Genomic DNA, 14,597 nt, shown 5'->3' on the forward strand with positions numbered 1-14,597 from the left:
ACAATTGTTGGCGATAAAAGAGGGCGATTGTAGCGCAAGCATCAAGCGCTGCGGTTGGTAAAGCTGTGCAGCGCTTTCTCGATGCATTGAGCGGTTTTGCCGAAGGCCTGCACGGTGGTTTCCGAGAAGGGGCCACCGCCCTGATCGGCGACCATCAGCATCACGACCTTGCCGTTGCAGCTCAACGAACGCAGCAACAGGTGTTCGCCATTGAACAGGCGGCGCAGGATCGGCGGCAGCAAGGCCGAGAACTGTGCGTGGTTGTCTGGCGTGAGGCGTATCTGGGCAGACTTTTCCAGCAGGCGCTGCAGCAGCGTGCTGTTGACCACGTCCAGGCTCAGGTTCGCCGCGTCCCTGGGCAAGCCGTCAGCCTGGTGAACGCGCAAGGTGCTCAGGGCGCGGTCCGCCATGAACAACAAGACGCGCTGCATGCCACTGGCGACCAGGGCTTCTCGGGCGCAGTTGGTCAGGTGCATGGCATTGGCAAAACGGCTCGGTTCGACCAGCAGCTCGGTGCAACGCTTGCGCCACACGGCGAGTGCCTCGGCAGTGGGCGGCGGCGCCGGCAACAGGCCGCGATGGATTTTCTGCACATGCCACGGCCAGATCAGCGACAACGCCGGGTGCCAGAGGTCAGGCATCAAGGTTGTGCGAGCGCTGGTCACCGCTTGCTGGTGAACCTGTTGCTGCACGTCACTCAGCGGCTCTTGCAGGTACAGCGCCGTGAGGTACTGCCAGCGCTCGGTGTGCGGGCAAGTCCAGGATTCCTGCGCGGACATCGCCAGGCCGTTGGCCAGCAGCACAGTGTTGGCCGGCTGGTTCAGCCAGCGGCGCAGGTTGGGTTCGGCGTCGAGCAATTGCTGTTGGCGCAGCGCGTCGTCTTCACGGGCGATGCGCAGCGCCTTGACCAGCAAGCGCTGTTCAGTCAGCAGCATGTTGTAGCCTTGGGAGACCCAGATCGGCAGGTGCCAGGCTTCGGTCAAACCGCGGCACAAGTCCAGCAGGCGCACACCGAACAGTGCCTGTTCGACCTTGTGTGCCGACTGGCCTTTGTGGATCACCCGCAGTTCCCATTCTTCCAGAAGCTTGGGGTACGCGACGGCCATCGGCCACAGCGGCGACAGAAACAGCAGGCTGCCCCAATGAATGTCTTGCCACAACCGCGCGAGGCGGCTGGCGAACAAACCGTTGGCTTGCTGGGAGGCGTGCTGGCTCACCAGCAGCAGTTGGCGCAGGGCCACCGGAATGTCTTTTTCCGGCACCGAGGGCAGGCGCGCCAGCAACTCCTCGGCGCGTTTGAGGCCGAGGCGGTTGAGCGCCACTTCGAGGTTTTCCGCCGGCCCCGACAGGCTGCCATGGGCCTGGCCGTTAGCCTCGCGCATCACGCTGAGCACCAGCGCCGGGCTGTGTTGCATCAGCTCGGCAATATCCCGTAAAGAACTACGGCTATCGCGGATGGCCTTGCACACGCGTTCGTGACTAGCCTGAGGAACAGGCAGCAGCACATCGTCCAGGCGCTTTATCCAAGCCGCGAGGGTAGTGGGTTTTGTCGTTGGAGCTGTCGTTTCATTAGCCATGATTGGGGCGCGATCATCACTTGCGTTCTACACGCCCGGAACGGGCCGAATTGGCTTTTCGCCTTAACGGGCTATAGTCTGGCGCAGTTTTGCCGATAAGTAGAACAAGAGTTTTCAGCTTCACCCAATATGTCCATGAACCCGACGGCGCAAGTACCAATCTCCTATGGCTAAAATTATCGGCATCATCGTCGTCATCGCAAGTGTGCTCGGTGGGTACGTCCTGTCCCACGGTAAAATTGCTGCGCTGATCCAGCCCTTCGAAGTGTTGATCATCGGCGGTGCCGCGTTTGGCGCATTCCTGCAGGCCAACCCCGGCTACATGACCATGCACGTGATCAAGAAGTCGCTGGGCATGTTCAGCTCGCGCTTCTCCCACACCTTTTATTTGGAAGTGCTGGGGCTGATCTACGAGATCCTCAACAAGAGTCGCCGCGAAGGCATGATGGCTATCGAAGGCGACATTGAAGACGCCGCCGCCAGCCCGATTTTCGCCAAGTACCCGGCGGTGCTCAAAGACGAGCGCATGACCGCCTACATCTGCGACTACCTGCGCATCATGTCCTCCGGCAACATGGCGCCGCACGAGCTGGAAGGCTTGTTCGACATGGAGTTGTTCAGCCTCAAAGAAGAGCTGGAACACCCATCCCACGCCGTGACCGGCATCGCCGACGGCATGCCCGGTTTCGGTATCGTCGCGGCGGTACTCGGCATCGTGGTGACCATGGCGTCCCTGGGCGAAGGCGACCAGAAGGCCATCGGCATGCACGTGGGCGCGGCCCTGGTGGGTACCTTCTTCGGTATTCTCGCGGCCTATGGTTTCTTCGGCCCTCTGGCGACCTCCCTGGCCCATGATGCCAAGGAAGAAGTGAATTTGTACGAAGCGATCAAGGCCTGCCTGGTGGCTTCGGCGTCCGGCATGCCGCCATCGCTGGCGGTGGAGTTCGGGCGCAAGGTGCTGTACCCGAAACATCGCCCAAGTTTTGCCGAGCTGGAACAAGCGGTTCGCGGTCGCTAAGTCATGGAAAACAACCAGCCGATAATCATCAAGCGCGTCAAGCGCTTCGCTGCGGGGCACCATGGCGGCGCCTGGAAAATCGCCTTCGCCGACTTTGCGACGGCGATGATGGCGTTCTTCCTGGTGCTGTGGCTGATGTCCACCGCCACGCCCGAACAGAAGATCGCCATCGCCGGTTACTTCAAAGACCCGATTGGCTTTTCGGAAAGCGGAACACCGTTTGTCATCGACCTGGGCGGCTCGCCGCAGCTGGCGCCCGAGCGCACCATCAACCCGGAGGTCAAGACCGAATCGCCGCAGGAAAACATTCCAATCGAGCGCGATACCGTCGAGGCCATGGCCGAGCAGGTCGAGCAGGAACGTCTGGAATTGTTGCTGCAGGAACTGCAGACCAAGGTTGAAGAGAATCCGCAGCTGCTGAAATTCAAGGATCAGATTTCTTTCGAAATCACGCCGGAAGGCTTGCGCATCCAGATCACCGACGCCGCCAACCGGCCGATGTTCGACTCTGGCAGCGCGCGCCTGAAACCCTATTTTGAAGACATCCTGCTGGCCATGGCTGACACCATCAAGGCGGTGCCGAACAAGATCAGCATCAGCGGCCACACCGACGCCAAGCCGTATGCGGGCCAGGGTGACTTCGGCAACTGGGAACTCTCGGCCAACCGCGCCAACGCCGCCCGCCGTGCGCTGGTCGCGGGCAGCTACCCGGACCCGCAAGTGGCACGTGTGGTGGGTTTTGCGTCGTCGCAGCTATTTGATCCTAAAGATCCGTTCAACCCGATCAACCGTCGGATTGATATTGTCGTGCTGACCAAAAAGGCCCAGCGTGCGATCGAAGGCGATCAGGGCGCAGCGCCGGCAGCACCGACCCAAGGCGAGGGCGCACCGGGCGAAGTGCCGGCCGACCCGAACGCGATTCCGCCAGGGCAGGAGCCGCTGCCGGCCCACGAGCTGCGGCAGAAGCTGAACCTGTTTGATGATGGTGGGGTGAAAGATCCTACGGCGCCTGGGTCGTAACAGAGCGATTGTGGCGAGCGGGCTCGCCACAACGGTTTAGTAACTGCTCTCGGGCAAGCTTGCAATAATCGACCGGTAGCTGTTCATGCGCTGCTGCTGAACGCGACCGTCTTCCAGCGCCTTGAGCAGTGCACAACCGGGCTCGCGGTCGTGTTTGCAGTCGCGGAAGCGGCAGGTGCCGATCAGGTCGTTGAACTCGATGAAGCCCGCTTCCACATCGCTGCGGCTGACGTGGCCCAAGCCAAATTCACGAATACCCGGGGAGTCGATCAGCTCACCGCCGCCCGGGAAGTGGAACAACCGCGCGGTGGTGGTGGTGTGGGTGCCCTGGCCGGACAGTTCCGACAGCGGGCCGACACGGGTGTCGACTTCCGGCAACAAGCTGTTGACCAGCGACGACTTGCCCACGCCCGACTGGCCGACGAACACACTGATGCGCCCGTCCAACTGCTGTTGCAGCTGTTCCATGCCATTGCCGTGATGCGCCGAGACTTCCAGCACCGGGTAACCCAGCGTGCGGTAGACCGCCAGCAACGCGTTGAGCGCCGGGGCGTTCTGCTCGTCGATCAGGTCGAATTTGTTCAGCAGCAACAGCGGGCGAATGCCGGCATGCTCGGCCGCGACCAGGTAGCGGTCGATCAGGTTGGCATGCGGCTCGGGCAGCGGCGCGAACACGATCACGATCATGTCGACGTTGGCGGCCACCGGCTTGAGCTGGCCGCGGCTGTCAGGGCGGCGCAATTCGGTGGTGCGCGGCAACTGGGCGACGATCACGCCGATCCCCTGGTTGCCGGCGCGCCACACGACCTTGTCGCCGGTCACCAGCGCAGGCAGGTTGGCGCGCAAGTGGCAGCGGGAAACAGAGCCTGCGAGTTCGCCTTCCAGCGCCTCGACTTCGACCTGCACACCAAAGTGCGCGATCACCAGACCCGTCTGTTCGGGGCCCAGGTCGCCGCCCTCGAGCGCCTCTACGGCGGAGGATTCACGTTTGGCGGCGCGAGCAGCGCGCTCACCTTGGATCTTTTCGATGCGCCAGTTTTGGCGACGATTGAGCTGGCGTTTGGCCATGGGTGTTCCGTGTCGATAATGCAAAAGTTAGGTAAAACGGTCGCGAGTCTAGCACGCCCCTGCCTGCTAAACTGCGCAGCTACGCCAAGGTGCCAAGAGAATCAAGCCATGCAAAACCCACAGAACCTGATTTGGATCGATCTGGAAATGACCGGTCTGAACCCCGACACCGACGTCATCATCGAGATGGCGACGATTGTCACCGACAGCAACCTCAACACCTTGGCCGAAGGTCCGGTGATCGCCATTCACCACAGCGACGCCGTCCTCGCCACCATGGATGAGTGGAATACGCGCACCCACGGCAACTCCGGCCTGACCCAGCGCGTGCGTGACAGCCGCATCAGCATGCGCGACGCCGAAGCTGAAACCATCGCCTTCCTTGAAAAATGGGTGCCCAAGGGCAAGTCACCGATCTGCGGCAACAGCATCTGCCAGGATCGTCGCTTCCTTTATACGCACATGAAAGCGCTGGAAAGCTACTTCCACTACCGCAACCTGGATGTGTCCACCTTGAAAGAGCTGGCCGCACGCTGGGCGCCAGAGGTCAAAGACAGCTTCCATAAGGGCAGCACCCATTTGGCGTTGGATGATATTCGCGAGTCGATTGCTGAGTTGCAGCATTACCGCAAGCATTTCATCAAGGCCTGAATCTGTGGCGCCTGGCCCGGCGCCTTCGCGAGCAAGCCCGCTCCCACATTCGACTGCATTCCAAAGGTGGAACTCGGTTAAATGTGGGAGCGGGCTTGCTCGCGAAGGGCGCGACGCGGTCTTTCGCCTGGCGCCCCCTTTTGGTGCCATCACCAAATGATTAGACTGCGCGCCTCATTGCAAGGATCGCCATCATGCTGTTGATGCTCTACCTCATCGCCATCACCGCCGAAGCCATGACCGGCGCGCTGTCCGCCGGGCGGCGGGGCATGGACTGGTTTGGGGTGGTGCTGATTGCCTGCGTCACGGCATTGGGCGGTGGTTCGGTACGCGATGTATTGCTTGGGCATTACCCGCTGACCTGGGTCAAACACCCGGAATACCTGGTGTTGACCTCCATCGCTGCGTTGGTGACGATCTTTATCGCACCGTTGATGCGCCATCTGCGGTCACTGTTCCTGGCGCTGGACGCCGTGGGCCTGGTGGCGTTCACTTTGATCGGCTGCATGACCGCCCTGGAAATGGGCCACGGCATGTTGGTGGCGTCAGTCAGCGGGGTGATTACTGGCGTATTCGGCGGCATCCTGCGGGATATTTTCTGCAACGACATCCCGCTGATCTTCCGCCGTGAGCTGTACGCCAGCGTGTCGTTCCTTGCCGCCTGGTTCTACATGCTGTGCCTTTATCTGCAGCTGCCCAGCGAACAAGCGATCCTGCTGACCTTGTTCAGCGGCTTTCTGTTGCGCCTGCTGGCCATCCGTTTTCACTGGGAAATGCCCAAGTTCGTCTACAACGACGACGTGCACTAGCGTGCAGCGTGCTGGTTGAGCGCCCACTCGACATGTTCGCGCACCAAGTCCGATGGGTAATCTCGGCGCGCCTTTAAAGCTTCCAGCACTGGAATGCTCGACGGCGCATTGCCCAGCCCAACGGCCAGGTTGCGCAGCCAGCGTTCATAACCGGCGCGGCGTAGCGGCGAACCTTCGGTGCTGCTGAGGAATTTATCCTCGTCCCACATAAACAGTTCGGCCAGCTCGGCGTTGTCCAGGTTGTGCCGAGGCTTGAAATCGCCTTCGGCGGTAGGTCGGGCGAAACGATTCCACGGGCAAACGATCTGACAGTCATCGCAACCGAACACGCGATTGCCGATCAGCGGGCGCAGGTCTTCAGGAATTGAGCTTTTGAGCTCGATGGTGAGGTAGGAAATGCAGCGTCGCGCGTCCAGTACATAGGGGCCGACAAACGCGTTGGTGGGGCAGATGTCCAGGCAAGCGGTGCAGCGGCCGCAGTGCTCGGTGGCGTGAGGCGGATCTACCGGCAGTGGCAAATCGACAAACAGCTCGCTCAGGAAGAAATAGCTGCCGGCCTTGCGATTGAGCACCAGGGTGTTTTTGCCGATCCAGCCGAGACCGGCCTGCTCGGCGATGGCTTTTTCCAGCACCGGCGCGCTGTCGACAAACGCGCGAAAGCCAAACGGGCCGATCTGGGCCTGAATGCGATCGGCCAGTTGCTGCACGCGCTTGCGGATGAGCTTGTGGTAATCGCGGCCAAGGGCGTAACGGGAGATGTAGGCTTTTTCTGGCTTGGCCAGCAACTGCGCCATTTGGGTGTCGCCTGGCAGATAATCCATGCGCAGCGAGACCACGCGCAGAGTGCCCGGCACCAGTTCCTCGGGATGCGAGCGTTTGCTGCCATGGGCGCCCATGTAGTCCATCTCGCCGTGGTAGCCCGCGTCGAGCCAGCGTTGCAGGTGCTGCTCATGCTCGGCCAGGTCCAGGCCGCTGATGCCGACTTGTTGAAAGCCCAGCTCGCGGCCCCAGTCTTTGATCGATTGGGCGAGGGCGGGCAGATCGGTGGTGATGGCAGGCATGAGACAAGGGAAACCGCAGGTTAGATAGGTATAATTCTGCCAGACATCGGAGCTTGAAGACGCATGCCGCAGACAAAACACGCAATAACCGACGTACAGCCTCTATTGCACGGCCATTTGCCGCAACTGGCTGCACGCTCCCCGGACGCCCATAAAGGTCAGTTCGGTCACCTGCTGGTCATCGGCGGCGACCACGGCTTTGGCGGCGCCGCGCTGCTGAGCGCCGAAAGCGCCTTGCGCAGTGGCGCGGGCATGGTCTCGCTGGCCACGCGCCCTGAACACATTCCCGCCGCCCTGGCGCGCCTGCCGGAAGTCATGACCGTTGGCGTGAGTTCGGCCAATCAGTTGATGGGGCTGCTGGAAAAAATTTCGGTGATCGTCATCGGTCCAGGCCTCGGTGAGGCGTCCTGGGGCAAAAGCTTGTTATCCGTCGCCGCCAACGCCAAACAGGCGCAAGTCTGGGATGCGGACGCCTTGAATCAACTGGCTACCGGCAGCGTCAGCCTGCCGGCCAACTCGGTGATCACGCCACATCCTGGCGAAGCAGCGCGCTTGATGGGCATGAAGACAGCCGAGGTTCAGGCCGATCGCCTTAAGGTGGCGCGCGCGTTGAGCCAGAAATTCAATGCAGTGGCTATTCTCAAGGGTGCTGGCAGTTTGATTGCCAGCCCGGACGGGCGTGTTTCGCGCTGTGACCAGGGCCATCCGGCGATGGCCACGGCGGGTCTGGGGGATGTGTTGAGTGGTCTGGTCGGCGCGTTGCTGGCCCAGGGCATGCCGGCTTATGAAGCCAGCTGCCTGGCGGTGTGGTTGCACGCCACGGCGGGGGATCGCCAAGGCACTTTCGGTCGCGGGCTGGCTGCCAGTGACCTGATACCTGCCATTCGTCAATTGCTGGAGGAGCAGTCACCGTGTCTGAAGTAACGCTTTTTCTGGGCGATGAAGACGCCATGGTTGCGTTCGGAAATCGCATCGCCCACGTCACAAACGGCGCGGGGCTGATCTTTCTCGAAGGCGACCTGGGGGCGGGCAAGACCACGCTGTCACGCGGCATTATTCGCGGGTTGGGCCACACGGGCGCGGTAAAAAGCCCGACGTTCACCCTGGTCGAACCCTACGAGATCGGTAAAGTTCGCGCCTTCCATTTTGACCTGTATCGTCTGGTCGACCCGGAAGAACTGGAATACATGGGCATCCGTGATTACTTCGACGAAGACGCGTTGTGCCTGATCGAGTGGCCAGATAAAGGCACAGGCTTTTTGCCAAAGCCGGACCTGACCATTACCATTACGCCGCATGACCACGGACGTCAGCTGAAGTTGTTGCCCCAGAGCGCGCGCGGTGAGTCGTGGTGCGCCGCTCTGGCACTGGAATTCAAATAAAATTGGTGGGGTTAGGTATGCGCTTTCGCGCGATGGTTGCTGTCGTAGGGGTGTTGCTTGCGGCAATGACTTTCAATGTTCTGGCTGCTTCACAGGTGAAAAGTGTTCGCCTGTGGCGAGCGCCGGATAACACGCGACTGGTGTTTGACCTGTCTGGCCCGGTCCAGCACAGCGTCTTTACCCTCACGGCGCCTGATCGGCTGGTGATCGACATCAACGGTGCGACCCTGGCCGCGCCGTTGAAAGTCTCCACCGCCAACACGCCGATTACCTCGATGCGCTCGGCGCAGCGCACGCCGACCGACCTGCGGGTGGTGATCGACCTGAAAAAGGCGGTGACCCCGAAAAGCTTTGTGCTGGCGCCGAACGCCCAATACGGCAACCGCCTGGTGGTCGACCTGTTCGACAATGCCGCCGATGCCGCGCCGCCGCCTGCGCCGACGCCAAGCGTGGCGACTGTGCCGGCCGTGCCGGTCAATCCATCGCAGCCTCAGGTCAAGCTTCCACCGCCGCCGCCCGCACCTGCGGGCAAGCGCGACATTATCGTGGTGATCGACGCCGGTCACGGCGGTGAAGACCCGGGCGCCTCCGGCTCGCGCGGCCAGCATGAAAAAGACGTGGTGCTGGCCATCGCCCGTGAACTGCAACGTCAGGTCAGTGGCATGAAAGGCTATCGCGCCGAGCTGACCCGTACCGGCGACTACTTCATTCCTTTGCGTGGCCGTACCGAGATCGCTCGCAAGAAGGGCGCCGACCTGTTCGTGTCGATCCACGCCGACGCCGCGCCATCGGCCGCCGCCTTTGGTGCTTCGGTGTTTGCGTTGTCGGATCGCGGCGCCACGTCCGAGACCGCGCGCTGGCTGGCCGACAGCGAAAACCGTTCCGACTTGATCGGCGGGGCTGGCAACGTGTCCCTCGACGACAAAGACAAAATGCTCGCTGGCGTACTGCTCGACCTGTCGATGACCGCCTCGCTGACCTCCAGCTTGAACGTTGGCCAAAAGGTCCTGAGCAACATCGGTCGCGTCACCTCGCTGCACAAACAGCGCGTGGAGCAGGCCGGGTTCATGGTGTTGAAGTCGCCGGACATTCCGTCGATCCTGGTCGAAACCGGGTTTATCTCCAACTCCAACGAGGCCTCGAAGCTGGCCAGTGCGAGCCACCAGCAGGCGTTGGCGCGCTCGATCAGCGCCGGCATTCGTCAGTTCTTCCAACAGAACCCGCCGCCGGGCACTTACATCGCCTGGCTGCGTGACTCCGGGAAAATCGCCCAGGGCCCACGTGACCATCGCGTGCAGCCTGGCGACACCCTGGCGATGCTGGCCGTGCGTTTTCAGGTGTCGGCCGCTACCTTGCGCAGCGCCAATAACCTGAAGACCGATGAGTTGAAAGTCGGCCAGGTGTTGACCATCCCTGGCACCGAATTGGCGGCGCAGTAATGAGCGAATCAGTCTTGAACAGTGGCTCGCGCATCGAGCTGCTCAGCCCACGCCTGGCCAACCAGATTGCCGCGGGCGAGGTGGTTGAGCGCCCGGCGTCGGTGATCAAGGAGCTGCTGGAAAACAGCATCGACTCCGGCGCCAAGCGCATTGATGTGGACGTGGAACAGGGCGGCGTCAAGCTGCTGCGCGTGCGCGATGACGGCAGCGGCATCTCCTCCGATGACCTGCCGCTTGCCCTGGCGCGTCACGCCACCAGCAAGATTCGCGACCTCGAAGACCTTGAGCGGGTGATGAGCCTGGGTTTTCGCGGTGAGGCCCTGGCGTCTATCAGCTCGGTGGCGCGTCTGACCCTGACTTCGCGCACCCGCAGCGCCGAGCAGGCCTGGCAGGTGGAAACCGAAGGCCGCGACATGGCGCCCAGGGTTCAGCCGGCGGCGCACCCGGTGGGCACTTCGGTGGAAGTGCGCGACCTGTTCTTCAATACCCCGGCGCGGCGCAAATTCCTCAAGGCCGAAAAAACCGAATTCGATCATCTGCAAGAAGTCATCAAGCGCCTGGCCTTGGCGCGTTTCGACGTGGCGTTTCACTTGCGCCATAACGGCAAGACCATCCTCAGTCTGCACGAAGCCCATGACGACGCGGCGCGCGCTCGGCGTGTGTCGGCAATCTGCGGCGCGGGTTTCCTGGAGCAGGCGTTGCCGATCGAGATCGAGCGCAATGGCTTGCGGCTGTGGGGCTGGGTGGGCTTGCCAACCTTTTCCCGTAGCCAGGCGGACTTGCAGTATTTCTTTGTGAATGGCCGCGCGGTACGCGACAAATTGGTGGCCCACGCTGTGCGTCAGGCCTACCGCGACGTGCTGTTCAATGGGCGGCATCCTACGTTTGTGCTGTTTTTTGAGGTCGATCCTTCGGTGGTCGACGTCAACGTGCACCCGACCAAACACGAAGTGCGCTTCCGTGACGGGCGCATGGTGCATGACTTCCTTTATGGCACTTTGCACCGCGCCCTGGGCGATGTGCGCCCGGATGATCAGCTGTCTGCGCCGATCGTGACGGCGGTGGTGCGGCCGAGCGGCCCGGAAGCCGGTGAGTTTGGCCCTCAAGGCGAAATGAGCCTGGCGGCCAACCTGCTGCAATCGCCGCAGCCGCAGCCGAGCTATACCGCACCGGGTTCCGGCTCCGGTGCCGGCTATCAGTATCAATACACACCGCGTCCGCAGTCGGCAGTGCCGGTGGCAGAGGCCCAGGCGGCCTATCGTGAGTTTTTTGCGCCGCTGCCGGGTGCCGAGCCCAATGCTGTCGCGTTGCCAGAAGGCGGCGGTGATATCCCGCCGCTGGGCTATGCGCTGGCGCAACTCAAAGGCATCTACATCCTCGCGGAAAACGCCCACGGCCTGGTGCTGGTGGACATGCACGCCGCCCACGAGCGGATCATGTACGAGCGCTTGAAGATCGCCATGGCCAGCGAAGGCCTCAGCGGTCAGCCATTGCTGGTGCCGGAGTCCCTGGCCGTCAGCCAGCGTGAAGCCGATTGCGCTGAAGAGCACCACGGCGTGTTCCAGAAACTGGGCTTCGAACTGCAGCGCCTGGGCCCGGAAACCCTGGCGATCCGCCAGATTCCTGCGCTGCTCAAGCAAGCTGAAGCTAACCGTCTGGTCGCCGACGTGCTGGCTGATTTGATGGAGTACGGCACCAGTGACCGCATCCAGGCCCACATCAACGAACTGCTTGGCACCATGGCCTGCCACGGCGCGATTCGCGCCAATCGGCGCCTGGCCTTGCCAGAAATGAACGGCTTGCTGCGCGACATGGAAAACACCGAGCGCAGCGGCCAGTGCAACCACGGCCGACCGACCTGGACCCAAATGGGCCTGGACGATCTGGACAAACTGTTCTTGCGCGGCCGTTGATGAGCGCCTTGCCCCCCGCAATCTTCCTGATGGGCCCCACGGCTGCCGGCAAGACTGACCTGGCCATTGAGCTGACCAAGGTGTTGCCGTGCGAGCTGATCAGTGTCGACTCTGCCCTGGTTTACCGGGACATGGACATCGGTACGGCCAAGCCTTCAAAAGCGCTGCTGGCCGAATATCCGCATAAGCTGATCGACATCATCGACCCGGCCGAGAGCTATTCTGCGGCAGATTTTCGCGCCGATGCCTTGGCCGCCATGGCCGAAATCACCGCGCGGGGCAATATTCCGCTGCTGGTGGGCGGCACGATGCTCTACTACAAGGCGTTGCAGGAAGGCCTGGCGGATATGCCGCCGGCTGACGCTCAAGTGCGCGCTGAACTCGAGGAAGAGGCTGTACGCCTTGGCTGGCAAGCCCTGCACGACCAATTGGCGGCGGTTGACCCGGTGTCGGCGGCGCGCATTCATCCCAATGACCCGCAGCGCCTCACTCGCGCCCTGGAAGTCTGGCGCGTCAGCGGCCAGACCATGACTGAACATCGGCTGAAACAAACTGCGCAAAGTGCTGACGCAGGCGCGTCTGGACAGGCAGTATTGCCCTATACTGTGGCGAATCTGGCCATTGCTCCGGCAAATCGTCAGGTGCTGCATCAACGAATTGCACAAAGATTCACAATTATGTTGGAACAGGGGTTTGTGGATGAGGTCGTAGCACTGCGTTCCCGAGGTGACCTGCATGCTGGGTTGCCGTCGATACGTGCTGTTGGCTACCGCCAAGTCTGGGATCATCTGGATGGCAAGCTGACGTCAGCCGAAATGCAGGAGCGCGGCATCATTGCCACGCGCCAATTGGCGAAACGCCAGTTCACCTGGTTGCGCAGCTGGAGCGATTTGCACTGGCTGGACAGCCTGGACAGCGACAATCTGTCACGCGCCTTGAAATACTTGGGAACGGTCTCCATATTGAGCTGAGTCCTTGCAATTGCCGTCTATCCTTGGGGGTGTGACGGCCATAAGCTATCTATTTTCCGAATTTTATTATTGATCCTTAAAGGAGTGCGGCACATGTCAAAAGGGCATTCGCTACAAGACCCTTACTTGAATACTTTACGTAAAGAGAAAGTGGGGGTTTCCATCTACCTGGTCAACGGGATCAAGCTGCAAGGCACGATCGAGTCGTTCGACCAGTTCGTGATCCTGCTGAAAAACACCGTCAGCCAGATGGTTTACAAGCACGCTATCTCGACAGTCGTTCCCGTTCGTCCTATCCGTCTGCCTAGCGCAACCGATACCGAACAGGGTGACGCTGAGCCAGGTAACGCCTGATAGGAGTCTCCTTTGTTCTTTGAGCGCCACGGTGGTGGTGAGCGAGTAATCCTCGTTCACTTGGATGGACAGGACCCTGAGGCGCGCGAAGATCCGCAGGAGTTTCAGGAGTTGGCAAATTCGGCCGGCGCCGAGACCGTTGCGTTTTTTAACGTACCGCGTCATCGGCCAACCGCCAAATTCCTGATCGGCAGCGGCAAGGTCGAGGAACTGCGCGACCTGGTCCATGCTGAAGAAGCCGATCTGGTGATCTTCAATCACACCCTCACGCCCAGTCAGGAACGCAACCTCGAACGTGTTTTCGAGTGTCGCGTGATCGACCGCACCGGTCTGATTCTCGATATTTTCGCCCAACGCGCCCGCACCCATGAAGGCAAGCTCCAGGTCGAACTGGCCCAGCTTGACCACATGAGCACCCGGCTGGTTCGCGGCTGGACTCACCTTGAGCGTCAGGGTGGCGGTATCGGCATGCGCGGTCCGGGTGAAACCCAGCTGGAAACCGACCGCCGTCTGCTGCGGGTTCGCCTGCGTCAGATCAAGGGCCGTCTGGAAAAAGTGCGCAGCCAGCGTGAGCAATCGCGTCGCGGCCGCATGCGGGCGGACATCCCTACCGTTTCCCTGGTGGGCTACACCAACGCCGGCAAATCCACCCTGTTCAATAACGTGACGAAATCGGACGTGTACGCGGCCGACCAACTGTTCGCCACCCTCGACCCGACCTTGCGCCGTCTGGAACTGGACGACCTGGGGCCGATTGTCCTGGCCGACACCGTGGGTTTCATTCGTCACTTGCCTCACAAGCTGGTCGAGGCGTTTCGGTCTACGCTCGAAGAGTCGAGCAATTCCGACCTCCTGTTGCACGTGATCGATGCGGCCGAACCGGATCGCATGTTGCAAATCGAGCAGGTGATGGTGGTGCTGGGCGAGATTGGTGCACAGGACTTGCCGATCCTCGAGGTCTATAACAAACTCGATTTGCTTGAAGGCGTTGAGCCTCAAATTCAGCGTGATGAAGACGGCAAGCCCCAGCGGGTCTGGCTGTCGGCGCGCGATGGCAGTGGTTTGGAGTTGCTTGAACAAGCCATTGCCGAGTTGCTGGGCAGCGATTTGTTTGTCGGCACCTTGCGCTTGCCTCAGCGTTTTGCTCGACTGCGTGCACAGTTTTTCGAGCTGGGCGCCGTACAGAAAGAAGAATACGACGAAGAAGGTGTCAGCTTGCTGGCCGTTCGATTGCCGCGCTCGGAGCTGAATCGGCTGGTCAGCCGTGAAGGTGTGGTGCCGACGGAGTTCATCGAACAACACACTTTGCAATAAAAGCCTCCGAAAGCGGTTGT

At 61.3% G+C, this 14,597-nt stretch carries 14 protein-coding genes; 11 read left to right on the forward strand and 3 right to left on the reverse strand.

Annotation, left to right across the window (positions count from 1 at the left end; all coding sequences use genetic code 11):
- Nucleotides 1-41: 41 nt before the first annotated feature.
- Nucleotides 42-1,577, reverse strand: coding sequence for an HDOD domain-containing protein (locus C4J83_RS02525; protein WP_124416281.1), 1,536 nt, complete (start codon nt 1,575-1,577; stop codon nt 42-44).
- A gap of 166 nt (nt 1,578-1,743) precedes the next feature.
- On the opposite strand from C4J83_RS02525, the gene motA reads away from it, so the two are divergent.
- Together motA and motB are read left to right on the forward strand one after the other, a co-directional pair.
- Nucleotides 1,744-2,595 (forward strand): flagellar motor stator protein MotA, encoded by an 852-nt coding sequence (gene motA, locus C4J83_RS02530; protein WP_003217532.1) that lies wholly within the window; start codon nt 1,744-1,746, stop codon nt 2,593-2,595.
- 3 nt (nt 2,596-2,598) lie between these two features.
- Complete coding sequence (motB, locus tag C4J83_RS02535) at nt 2,599-3,615, forward strand: flagellar motor protein MotB (RefSeq protein WP_106577617.1); 1,017 nt, start codon at nt 2,599-2,601, stop codon at nt 3,613-3,615.
- A 36-nt stretch (nt 3,616-3,651) separates the two neighbouring features.
- On the opposite strand, the gene rsgA is transcribed toward motB, so the two are convergent.
- Nucleotides 3,652-4,683, reverse strand: a complete 1,032-nt coding sequence (gene rsgA / locus C4J83_RS02540) for a small ribosomal subunit biogenesis GTPase RsgA (protein ID WP_003171340.1) — start codon at nt 4,681-4,683, stop codon at nt 3,652-3,654.
- A gap of 108 nt (nt 4,684-4,791) precedes the next feature.
- On the opposite strand from rsgA, the gene orn reads away from it, so the two are divergent.
- Together orn and C4J83_RS02550 are read left to right on the forward strand one after the other, a co-directional pair.
- Nucleotides 4,792-5,334, forward strand: coding sequence for an oligoribonuclease (gene orn, locus C4J83_RS02545; RefSeq protein WP_124416282.1), 543 nt, complete (start codon nt 4,792-4,794; stop codon nt 5,332-5,334).
- Nucleotides 5,335-5,525: 191 nt separating this feature from the next.
- Nucleotides 5,526-6,143, forward strand: a complete 618-nt coding sequence (locus C4J83_RS02550; protein ID WP_177410090.1) for a trimeric intracellular cation channel family protein — start codon at nt 5,526-5,528, stop codon at nt 6,141-6,143.
- On the opposite strand, the gene queG is transcribed toward C4J83_RS02550, so the two are convergent.
- Nucleotides 6,140-7,204: a tRNA epoxyqueuosine(34) reductase QueG gene (gene queG, locus C4J83_RS02555; RefSeq protein WP_124416283.1), complete on the reverse strand. Its 1,065-nt coding sequence runs from the start codon at nt 7,202-7,204 to the stop codon at nt 6,140-6,142. The two genes, C4J83_RS02550 and queG, sit on opposite strands and share 4 nt — an antisense overlap.
- Nucleotides 7,205-7,267: 63 nt before the next feature.
- Between queG and C4J83_RS02560 the strand changes: the two genes are divergently transcribed.
- The 7 genes from C4J83_RS02560 (at nt 7,268) to hflX (ending at nt 14,577) form a co-directional block, all read left to right on the forward strand.
- Nucleotides 7,268-8,128, forward strand: a complete 861-nt coding sequence (locus C4J83_RS02560) for an NAD(P)H-hydrate dehydratase (protein WP_119737928.1) — start codon at nt 7,268-7,270, stop codon at nt 8,126-8,128.
- Complete coding sequence (tsaE, locus tag C4J83_RS02565; RefSeq protein ID WP_106577621.1) at nt 8,116-8,586, forward strand: tRNA (adenosine(37)-N6)-threonylcarbamoyltransferase complex ATPase subunit type 1 TsaE; 471 nt, start codon at nt 8,116-8,118, stop codon at nt 8,584-8,586. The genes C4J83_RS02560 and tsaE overlap by 13 nt, the downstream gene beginning before the upstream one ends.
- A 17-nt stretch (nt 8,587-8,603) precedes the next feature.
- Nucleotides 8,604-10,025 carry an N-acetylmuramoyl-L-alanine amidase gene (locus tag C4J83_RS02570; RefSeq protein WP_124416284.1) on the forward strand — a complete coding sequence of 474 codons (1,422 nt, stop codon included), beginning with the start codon at nt 8,604-8,606 and terminating at the stop codon, nt 10,023-10,025.
- Nucleotides 10,025-11,938, forward strand: coding sequence for a DNA mismatch repair endonuclease MutL (gene mutL, locus C4J83_RS02575; protein ID WP_124416285.1), 1,914 nt, complete (start codon nt 10,025-10,027; stop codon nt 11,936-11,938). The genes C4J83_RS02570 and mutL overlap by 1 nt, the downstream gene beginning before the upstream one ends.
- Nucleotides 11,938-12,909, forward strand: a complete 972-nt coding sequence (gene miaA, locus C4J83_RS02580) for a tRNA (adenosine(37)-N6)-dimethylallyltransferase MiaA (protein ID WP_124416286.1) — start codon at nt 11,938-11,940, stop codon at nt 12,907-12,909. The genes mutL and miaA overlap by 1 nt, the downstream gene beginning before the upstream one ends.
- Nucleotides 12,910-13,002: 93 nt before the next feature.
- Nucleotides 13,003-13,263, forward strand: coding sequence for an RNA chaperone Hfq (gene hfq, locus C4J83_RS02585; RefSeq protein ID WP_083355553.1), 261 nt, complete (start codon nt 13,003-13,005; stop codon nt 13,261-13,263).
- 12 nt (nt 13,264-13,275) lie between these two features.
- Nucleotides 13,276-14,577: a ribosome rescue GTPase HflX gene (hflX, locus tag C4J83_RS02590; protein ID WP_106577625.1), complete on the forward strand. Its 1,302-nt coding sequence runs from the start codon at nt 13,276-13,278 to the stop codon at nt 14,575-14,577.
- Nucleotides 14,578-14,597: the final 20 nt, after the last annotated feature.

Origin of the sequence: Pseudomonas sp. LBUM920 (genome assembly GCF_003852315.1) — a bacterium.
Classification (GTDB): Bacteria; Pseudomonadota; Gammaproteobacteria; order Pseudomonadales; family Pseudomonadaceae; genus Aquipseudomonas.

Bases quoted from the DNA above. Each gene is read 5' to 3' on its own strand.
- C4J83_RS02560 (WP_119737928.1), top strand. From the start codon at position 7,268: ATGCCGCAGACAAAACACGCAATAACCGACGTACAGCCTCTATTGCAC.
- queG (WP_124416283.1), bottom strand. From the start codon at position 7,204: ATGCCTGCCATCACCACCGATCTGCCCGCCCTCGCCCAATCGATCAAA.
- rsgA (WP_003171340.1), bottom strand. From the start codon at position 4,683: ATGGCCAAACGCCAGCTCAATCGTCGCCAAAACTGGCGCATCGAAAAG.
- miaA (WP_124416286.1), top strand. From the start codon at position 11,938: ATGAGCGCCTTGCCCCCCGCAATCTTCCTGATGGGCCCCACGGCTGCC.
- orn (WP_124416282.1), top strand. From the start codon at position 4,792: ATGCAAAACCCACAGAACCTGATTTGGATCGATCTGGAAATGACCGGT.
- mutL (WP_124416285.1), top strand. From the start codon at position 10,025: ATGAGCGAATCAGTCTTGAACAGTGGCTCGCGCATCGAGCTGCTCAGC.
- hfq (WP_083355553.1), top strand. From the start codon at position 13,003: ATGTCAAAAGGGCATTCGCTACAAGACCCTTACTTGAATACTTTACGT.
- C4J83_RS02525 (WP_124416281.1), bottom strand. From the start codon at position 1,577: ATGGCTAATGAAACGACAGCTCCAACGACAAAACCCACTACCCTCGCG.
- motB (WP_106577617.1), top strand. From the start codon at position 2,599: ATGGAAAACAACCAGCCGATAATCATCAAGCGCGTCAAGCGCTTCGCT.
- motA (WP_003217532.1), top strand. From the start codon at position 1,744: ATGGCTAAAATTATCGGCATCATCGTCGTCATCGCAAGTGTGCTCGGT.
- C4J83_RS02570 (WP_124416284.1), top strand. From the start codon at position 8,604: ATGCGCTTTCGCGCGATGGTTGCTGTCGTAGGGGTGTTGCTTGCGGCA.